Origin of the sequence: Streptomyces sp. NPDC029216 (assembly GCF_040648015.1) — a bacterium.
GTDB lineage: Bacteria > Actinomycetota > Actinomycetes > Streptomycetales > Streptomycetaceae > Streptomyces.
In genome coordinates this window covers 1-8030 of record NZ_JBEZWL010000226.1, presented here as the reverse complement: position 1 = coordinate 8030, position 8030 = coordinate 1, and the positions used below count along the sequence as shown (strand labels likewise).

Below are 8030 nucleotides of genomic sequence, written 5' to 3'. Positions count from 1 at the left end.
CTGTTCGCCGTCGTGCCGGCCGTCGTCGCCCTGCTGGGCGGCTGCACCGCGGCCGGCCCCGAAGGCGCGGGCAGCGCCGGGACCCCGCTGCCCTCCGGCCGTGCCACTCCCGAAGGGACCCTGCTCGTCGCCGACTTCGGCGCGGACACCGTCACCTTCGTCGATCCGCAGCGCGGCCCGGTCGGCTCCGTTCCCGTCGGCACCGCCCCGTACGGGCTGGCCGTCGGCCCGGACGGGCTCGCCTGGGTGGCCACCGCCGAAGGCGTCGCGGTGGTGGACACCCGGACCCGCACCCGCGTGGCCCGGATCCCGTACAGCACCGGCACGGGTCCGGCCGGCACCGGCGAGTACCGGGCGGGTGGTATGGGCATCGCGCTCTCACCGGACGGCTCGCGCGCCTACGTGGGCGTCAACGTTCCCGGCCGCCGGGGCGTGCTCGACGTGATCGACACCGCCGCCCGCGAGGTCACCGCCACCGTGCCGGTGGGCCGCCGCTCCTTCGACGTGGACGTCGCCCGCGACGGCGACGAGGTGTACGTGACCGGCCACGACTCCTTCGACGTCACGGTGGTCGCGGCGGACACCCTCGCACCGCGCCGCATCGAGGTCGCCCCGTACGGCACCGAGGGCGGCCTCGCCTCCTGGCTGAAGCCGCACTACGCGGTCGTGCGGCACGGTGACGGCCGGCTGCTGATGCCCTTCGAGGGGCGGCGGCTGGCCGTGGTGGACCCCCGCAGCGGTGCGGTCTCGGTGGAACCGATGACGGCCGGCACCCGCCCCCTGGGCATCGCCGTCCTCTAGCCCTGGCCGGCCTTGAGCCGGCGGTTGACCTCCTCGTTGACGCGGCGGTTCAGTTCGGCCAGTTGCCCGGGGCTGAGGGCGGTGAGGTCGCCGGGGTCCGGTGGGTTGCCCGGGGGGCTCTCCTTCTGCTTCTGCTCCTCGCGCCGTTTGAGCTGCTGCTCCTCCGGCGAGCCGGGCGCCGCGTACGCACACTTGATCAGTGTGCCGTCGGCCGCCTTCAGGCAGGTCGCCTCCCTGCCCGCGACCTGGCCCCTGCCCTCCACCCGGTAGCGGATGTCCTGTTCGCTGCCGATCGTGGCGGTCCAGGTGGTGCCGCCGGTGGGGACCACCTCGAACACCTGGTCGTCGTTGTAGCAGCAGACGTCCCGGTACTCGGCCTTGATCAGCGCGACGATCGCCTTCGGCGAGGACCAGGTCGGATCGAGCCGGTGGACCGTCAGGGGTGCCAGCCCGCCGCCTTCGTGGCGGGCCGGCACCGTCGAGACGGCGACGACCGAGCTGGCCTCGCCCTGCGGGGTGAGGGGGGTGACGTAGGCGCTGCGCCCGCTCGTTTCGGCGTAGCGCAGGGTGAACTCCGAGTCGTTGCCCGCGTTCGCGCCGTCCTCCGAGGCGTCCCAGCCGCTGCGTTCGAACCACCAGTCGGCGAAGCTGCCGACGGCGGCGGTCGCCTCCCGCTGCCGGGCGGCGAGGCTCAGCGGATAGGAGGGGCCCGGGACGGGAGCCGTGTCGGTGGTGATGGTGACCTTTCCCGTCCGCCCGTCGTACAGGGCGACTCCGGCGGGGCGTTCGGTCACGACGAGGAGCCCGGTCTGCCGTTTGAGGGGGACGACCACGAGGGGCGTGTCGCCCGAGCAGGTCACGTAGGCGTCGTCGGCGTCGAAGCGGACCCAGCGCTTCCGCTCGGAGATCTCCCGGCCCAGGTTGTGCCCGTACCAGCCGCTGATGCGCGCGTCCGCCACGTCCACGTCGAAGGAGCAGCGCTGCTGCGAGCGGCTGGTGCCACCGAGCGGGATGTCCTGGACGAGGCCGACCTCGTACCCGGACAGCCAGCCGCTCCGCTCGACGAGGGTGGCGAACCGGTCCTCGTCGGGCAGATAGGTGATGTCGGCGATCTCACCGGTGACGTCGCCGAGGTGCGGGGCGGCCTGGGCCTTGCCGACGAGGTAGGGGGCGCGGGGGGCCAGCTGCGGCACCGGCTCGGTCACGACCTGCGTGGCGTCCATGTAGGCGCGGTCCTGCAGGTACGTGCCGTAGACCAGCCAGAAGACGGCCAGTCCGAGGCCGGCGACGATTCCCAGGCAGCCGAGGGCCTGCATCAGGCCGCCCGGCTCCGCGGAGGCCCCGTCGCGGAGCCGGCGCAGGAGCCGCCGCACCAGCCACACCAGGGCGGCGAAGGCCGCCGCCAGCAGCGGCAGGGCCAGCCATGCGAAGAGCTTGCGCAGCTCCCACACCAGGACGGTGGTGTAGTACGGGGCGTACAGCGGCGAGAGTGCCACCAGGACCACGAGGCCCACCGGTACGCCGATCCGCAGAGCCCGACCCATCAGCGCCCTCCCCCACCGCCTGGTCCGGCTCAATTGTGGGGTGCCGGGAGGGCGTTGTCATGGGTGTGGGGAATATCCGCGGTCAGGCCGTGGCGCTCGTGATGACGGCGAACGGCGCGCCGAACGGGTCGAGCGGCATGGCGAGCCGCCCGACGCCCCCGGCGTCCATGTCGGGGCTGCCCAGGTCGAGCCAGCCGAGACCGCCCGGGACCCGCGTGGAGGTCGGCATCAGGTGCTCCTGGGGCGGTCAGCGGGTGAGGGCGGGGGCGGGGCGTTCGGTCTTGTAGGGGGCGATGCGCGGTGTCGTCGTGGTGCGCCACCAGTCCCCGGCCCGGTAGTCGACGACCGGACCGCAGGGCGCGGTGGAATCGTCCTCCGCGAACGCTTCACAGAGGGGCCGCCCTCCGGGCGACGACGGGACTTTGACGACAGACCCTAGGCCGGCGCCGTGGTCAGGCGGACGCACTCGGAGACCATGGCGCGCAGGTCTCCGGTGGTGTGCAGGAGGCGGCGCTGGAGGCGGGCGCCGTTGCCGCGGGCGAGGAGGCGGGTGACGCCCTCGCGGGCGAGGTCGAGGTCGCCGCTGTCGTCGAGGGCGTCGCGCACGTGGTCCAGCAGGAGGTCGAGGACGGCCTCGGGCGGGGCGGGGCTCAGGGTGCGGGGGTCGAGCAGCGGGCCGTCCAGGCCCGACTTGGCCGCCCGCCAGGAGGCGAGCCGCAGCATGCCGAGACCGATCCGGGCCGGCGGCCGCCCGGCCTGCCACTCGCGGGCGGCGGTTTCGACCAGGGCGCGGGAGAGGGCGGCGAGCAGGACGGGGGTGCCGGGTTCGAGGCAGACGTCGGCGGCGCGGATCTCGACCGTGGGATAGGTGGCGGAGAGCCGGGCGTCGAAGTACATCATGCCTTCGTCGCGCAGGACACCGGTGGCGAGTATGTCGCGCACCTGCCGGTGGTAGTGCTGCGCGCTGCCGAAGACGTCGGTGGGGCCGGCGGACGGCAGCCGGTTCCAGACGCGGCTGCGGTAACTGGCGTAGGCGCTGTCCTTGCCCTGCCAGAAGGGCGAGTTGGCGCTGAGGGCGGTCAGGGCCGGCAGCCAGGGGCGGATCCGGTCGAGGACGCCCACGCCCTCGTCGTCCGATGCGACGGAGACGTGGACGTGGCAGCCGCAGGTGAGCTGCTCCTGAGCGGTGAGGCCGAACTGGCGGCTGATCCAGCGGTACCGCTCGCCGGGCATCGTGGACGGCCGGACCGGCAGCGGGGAGGTGGCCAGTGCGGCGACGGCGCCGCCCGCGTCGGCGGCGTGCCGCGCGGCCGCGGCGCGCCAGCGGACGATCTCCTCGGCCAGCTCCCCCATCCGCAGTACGGGACGGGTGGCGAACTCCACCTGCTCGCACTTGAGCTCCGCCTCCAGCGCCCCCTCCTCCAGCGCGTTCGCACCGTTCCCCTCGCGGGCGGCGGCCGCCATCACGGCGGCCGACAGCGCGAGCGGATCCCCGGTCCGGGCGTCGACCAGCAGCAGTTCCTCCTCCACTCCGACACTGCGCATGGCCGTCACCGCCACCCGGTGCGGGGCTGGTCCGTGCGGTACGAGAGGAGCATCCGTCCATCGTGCCCGCTGACGGCGCCCGCGACCAGCGTCGCGGAGCGGGAGGCGCGGCGCGTTGCGCGAACGGTCGGCCCGCGCTCCCCGCCGGGCGGGTGGGCCGGGGCCACGCGGTGCGGCACCCGCGTCGTCAGGCCCGGGCCGCGTGCCGTGTCGCCCCGGGCGGCGTCAGCCGCGGGGGTGGTGGTAGCCGGGGTGCTGCGGCGGGCCCCCCTGCCAGGGCTGCTGGTACGCAGCCGGCTGCTGCTGGTGGTGGTACACCGCCGGCTGCTGGTGGTGCCGGGCGCTGCGCAGCAGGGCGTCGAAGCGGGCGTACAGGTCGTGGGCCCGGTCGGGCGGGGGGACGAAGGCGACGACGCTCCCGTCGGTGTGCTGAATGGTCACCACGCTCCCGGAGCGGGGGTCCGGCTGGTGCCACACCCCCGCGAGGGCCGTGGCGGGGATCCAGACCGGCTCGGCCACCGGGCCGCCGCCCCCGCCGCCCCAGCGGCGCCGGACCGCCCGCCGGTAGCCGGGGATCAGCAGGGCCGGGAACATCACCACGACGACCAGGAAGAAGACGATGTTCGAGAGGACTCCGCTGGTCCAGTGCAGCAGCGCGATGAGCGCCCCGTAACAGAGCGCGGCGACGAACACCCACACGCAGGCCGCGAGGGCGGCGTCGGGTGCTCCGGACTTGCGGAGCAGGCTGTAGAGGCCTATCGATGCGAGCAGCACCACTGCGGTGATGCACCCGGCGCCCTCGCCGAAGAGTTTGTCGGCGAGGGTGTCGTCATCCTCGCCCCGCGTCGGCACGTCCGGCTGGACGGCGTAGCCCTGGTCATGGAACCGGACGGTCGTCCGCCCGCCCGGCGTGGCGTTCACGCCATTGATCTCGTACATGCCGATCAAGGTAGCGGCGGCGTCCGGCTCCGGGAGGACCGCCCCCCGGTCCGGAGGCGTCCTGGGGATCCAGCGGTCTTCCGGCGTGAGAACGGGCACATTTTTGTCCCTTTTGGGGTTATTCGCTGGATCCTGGTCTGCGGTCGTACCAGAGCCACCGCCCCCGGGAGAGACATGCGACGCGCACACCGACTGACGGACCACCCCCGGATCGGCCTGCCCGCGGTCACCGGGGCCGCCGTACTCGGCCTCTGCCTCGCCCTGCTGATTCCGGCCGGCGACGCCTCCGGCGCCGTGCTCCCGCCGTCGGCCGGCGCGGCGGCCGGACAGGAGGCGGGCAGCGCGGCCGGCACGGTCGCGGCCCCGGTCTCGTCCTTCACCGTCCGCTTTCCCGCCGCCCCGTACCGGACCACGAACATCGGGCGCGCCGTCGAGCTGATCAACGGGTCCGTGGTGCGTCCGGGCCAGACGTGGAGCTTCAACGGGACGGTCGGGGAGCGCACGAAGGAGAACGGCTTCGTCGACGGCATCATGATCAACGACGGCCGGTACGTGAAATCGCCCGGCGGCGGTGTGTCCAGCGTGGCCACGGCCATGTACAACGCCGTGTTCTTCGCGGGTGCCCACATGGTCGAACACGGCGCCCACTCCTTCTACATCGAGCGGTACCCCGAGGGCCGCGAGGCCACCGTCGCCTGGGGCACCCTCGACCTGCGCTGGAGGAACGACTCCGGCCACCCCCTCACCATCCGGGCCGAGTCCACCGACACCTCGGTGACGATCACCCTCCTCGGTACGAAGAAGTACGACGAGGTACTCGCCAGCCTGGGCCCCCGCACGCACGTGACCCCGCCCGGACGGCGCACGGCCTCCGGGCCGGACTGCGAGGCGCAGACCCCGCTCGAAGGGTTCGACGTCGCGGTGGACCGCGTGTTCGTCCGGCAGGGCCAGGAGGTCAAGCGGGAGACGTTCCGCACCCACTACACCCCGCGCGACGAGGTCGTCTGCGCCGTGGACCCCACGCAGAGCCCCTCCCCGTCGCAGAGCCCCTCCCCGTCGGCGAGCCCCTCCGCCCCCGCACCGCGGCCGAGCACCACCTGACGCACGGGCGGAGGGGCACCGCTCCGTGATCCTGCATGTTGGCCGAAACCCGGACTCCCTCCCGCCTGCCGCGCTGACCTAGCCTGCGGTCCGAACCAGGTCCGAAACCGGGGGGACGCACGTGACGGAGGAGACGCAGGCCCACGGGCCGGACGGGGAGGACGCCGGCTTCGACGCGGTGGTCTGGGGCCGCTGCCGTGCCGGGACCGGGTGGTTCTGGATGGCCCGCTACACCGCCTGGGACGGCACCGTACGGCGTACCGCGCACGGATGGCGCCAGGCGCAGGACGACGCGACGCGGGAGGGGGCGGCCGCGGCCCGCACCCTCGCCGCCGGCACCCGCGCGCAGGTGCTCCTGCGGCACCGGGCCGCCGAGTACGCCCTGCGGGTCCTCCTGGAGGGAGGCGGCGCCTTAGCCGGCCGGGACCCGAGGTGCACGGCCCCCTAGCCCCGCCCGGGTGATGACCACGTCGAGCAGCGCCAGCAGGGAGTCGCGTACGTCCGTACGGGAGCGGGCGTCGAGCAGCAGCACCAGGGTGGCGGGGTCGCGCAGGTGCAGGGCGGCGGCGATCTCCTCGGCGGTGTAGGGCTGTTCGCCGTGGAAGCAGTTCGCGCCGACCACGAACGGCAGGCCCCGGCTCTCGAAGAAGTCGATCGCCGGGAAACCGCGGTCCAGGCGCCGCGTGTCGACGAGCACCAGCGCCCCCAGGGCCCCGTTCAGCAGGTCGTCCCACATGAACCAGAACCGTTCCTGGCCGGGCGTGCCGAAGAGGTAGAGGACGACTCCGGCGTCGGTGAGGGTGATCCGGCCGAAGTCCATCGCGACGGTGGTCAGCGTCTTGGACTCGATGCCGTCGAGGTCGTCGACGCCGATCCCCGCGCTCGTCAGGCGCTCCTCCGTCCGCAGGGGCTCGATCTCGGAGACCGCCTCCACCAGGGTGGTCTTGCCGACTCCGAAGCCACCGGCGATGAGGATCTTGACGGGGGACGCTCCCTGGGCGGCGGAGGCGTCGGGAGTGTCATATCCGGGCAAGGTTGTCCCTGATTTTCATGAGCAGGTGGACATTGGTGGTCTCGGCGCCCTCCAGGGGCGGCCGGTGGTCGATCAGGCCGCGGTCCGCGAGTTCGCCCAGCAGCAGCGTCATCGGGGTGAGGCGCATCTGCATGCGGGCGGCGATCTCGGCGACCGCCATGCCGCCCGGCGCCCCGCACATGGCCAGGACGGCCCGCCATTCGGTGGCCAGTCCGGCGTCGCCGTCGTCCGCGGCGACCGCCGCCACGATGGTGGTGTCCATGGTGAGGACGGTCTGCGGAGCGGCGGCCGTGCGGCCGTCGGTCAGCGCGTACAGCCGGGTCCGGCGCGGGCTTCGGCGCTGCGGCTCGTCGGTCATTACGGCGTCGGCGCGGACGTGCGCTCAGGGGTTCCCAGCCACTCGCCGAGCGCTTGGGCGGTCCGTACGGCCTCGCCGCCGAGCTCTCCGAGCCGCGCCTTGCGGGAGGTCACCACGATGAGCGTGCTGCCCTCCCCGCAACCGACGACGCACAGGTAGCGGTCGTCCATCTCCACCAGCTGCCGGATGACCCGGCCGCCGTCGATCTCGCGGGAGATCGCCTTCATGGTGGCGGCGATGCCCGAGGAAGCGGCCGCGATGCGCTCCGCCTGGTCCCGCTCCAGCAGGTAGGCGCTGAGCTTGATCCCGTCGTTGGACAGGAGCACGGCTCCCTGGATGCCGGCGATCCTGCTCAGGTTGTTGTCCAGGATGCCGTAGATCATCTCGCTGGCTGTCGTCGTCATGGCTGATCCGCTCCGAGCTCTGCTTCCACTGTCTTGGTCCCCTCTTCGTAGTCCGCCCAGGCGTCGGCCACCTCTTCGGGTGTCGCCGCGTCCCGGGCGCCTTCCGGCTCCGGGGCGCGGGGGCCGCGCAGTTGCCGGGTGAGGTGGGTCTGCGGGACGCGCTCGGGCAGGGCCGGGCGGGCGTCGGCGGCTTCGGAGCGGGTGGGCAGGGCCCGCTCGGGCCGCGGCGGCAGGGGCGCGGGGGCCGGCCGGGGGCCGGCTTCGGGCTCGGGGGCCGGACGGGCTCCGGCGGGCCGGGGCCCGCG

Annotated in this window: 8 protein-coding genes and 3 pseudogenes; 3 read left to right on the top strand and 8 right to left on the bottom strand. The window is 73.8% G+C overall.

Annotation, left to right across the window (positions count from 1 at the left end; all coding sequences use genetic code 11):
• Window positions 1-30: 30 nt before the first annotated feature.
• Window positions 31-774: pseudogene (locus AB0F18_RS37455) on the top strand (hypothetical protein); the annotation flags it as partial.
• Between the two features lie 23 nt (window positions 775-797).
• On the opposite strand, the gene AB0F18_RS37450 reads toward AB0F18_RS37455, so the two are convergent.
• The 4 genes from AB0F18_RS37450 to AB0F18_RS37435 all read right to left on the bottom strand — a co-directional run bounded on the left by AB0F18_RS37450 (window position 798) and on the right by AB0F18_RS37435 (window position 4829).
• Complete coding sequence (locus tag AB0F18_RS37450) at window positions 798-2345, bottom strand: hypothetical protein (RefSeq protein WP_362069468.1); 1548 nt, start codon at window positions 2343-2345, stop codon at window positions 798-800.
• Between the two features lie 82 nt (window positions 2346-2427).
• The gene (locus AB0F18_RS37445) at window positions 2428-2574 is read right to left on the bottom strand and encodes a hypothetical protein (RefSeq protein WP_362069465.1); all 147 of its coding nucleotides are present in this window, start codon (window positions 2572-2574) and stop codon (window positions 2428-2430) included.
• A 206-nt stretch (window positions 2575-2780) separates the two neighbouring features.
• A complete protein-coding gene (locus tag AB0F18_RS37440; RefSeq protein WP_362069462.1) occupies window positions 2781-3890 on the bottom strand; it encodes a glutamate--cysteine ligase in 1110 nt (369 codons plus the stop codon).
• Between the two features lie 225 nt (window positions 3891-4115).
• On the bottom strand, window positions 4116-4829 hold the full coding sequence (locus AB0F18_RS37435) for a hypothetical protein (RefSeq protein WP_362069459.1): 714 nt from the start codon (window positions 4827-4829) through the stop codon (window positions 4116-4118).
• A 366-nt stretch (window positions 4830-5195) separates the two neighbouring features.
• Between AB0F18_RS37435 and AB0F18_RS37430 the strand changes: the two are divergent.
• Window positions 5196-5930 (top strand): annotated as a pseudogene (locus AB0F18_RS37430) (VanW family protein); the annotation flags it as partial.
• 121 nt (window positions 5931-6051) lie between these two features.
• The gene (locus AB0F18_RS37425; protein WP_362069456.1) at window positions 6052-6378 is read left to right on the top strand and encodes a hypothetical protein; all 327 of its coding nucleotides are present in this window, start codon (window positions 6052-6054) and stop codon (window positions 6376-6378) included.
• Here the strand turns inward: AB0F18_RS37425 and AB0F18_RS37420 are convergent.
• The 4 genes and pseudogenes from AB0F18_RS37420 to AB0F18_RS37405 all read right to left on the bottom strand — a co-directional run.
• Window positions 6343-6963, bottom strand: a complete 621-nt coding sequence (locus AB0F18_RS37420) for an ATP/GTP-binding protein (RefSeq protein WP_362069453.1) — start codon at window positions 6961-6963, stop codon at window positions 6343-6345. The genes AB0F18_RS37425 and AB0F18_RS37420 overlap by 36 nt on opposite strands.
• Window positions 6950-7321 (bottom strand): DUF742 domain-containing protein, encoded by a 372-nt coding sequence (locus AB0F18_RS37415; RefSeq protein WP_362069450.1) that lies wholly within the window; start codon window positions 7319-7321, stop codon window positions 6950-6952. The genes AB0F18_RS37420 and AB0F18_RS37415 overlap by 14 nt, the downstream gene beginning before the upstream one ends.
• A complete protein-coding gene (locus AB0F18_RS37410) occupies window positions 7321-7725 on the bottom strand; it encodes a roadblock/LC7 domain-containing protein (protein WP_362069447.1) in 405 nt (134 codons plus the stop codon). Before AB0F18_RS37410 ends, AB0F18_RS37415 begins: the two co-directional genes overlap by 1 nt.
• Window positions 7722-8030, bottom strand: a pseudogene (locus tag AB0F18_RS37405) (hypothetical protein); the annotation flags it as partial. The gene AB0F18_RS37410 and the pseudogene AB0F18_RS37405, both read right to left, overlap by 4 nt.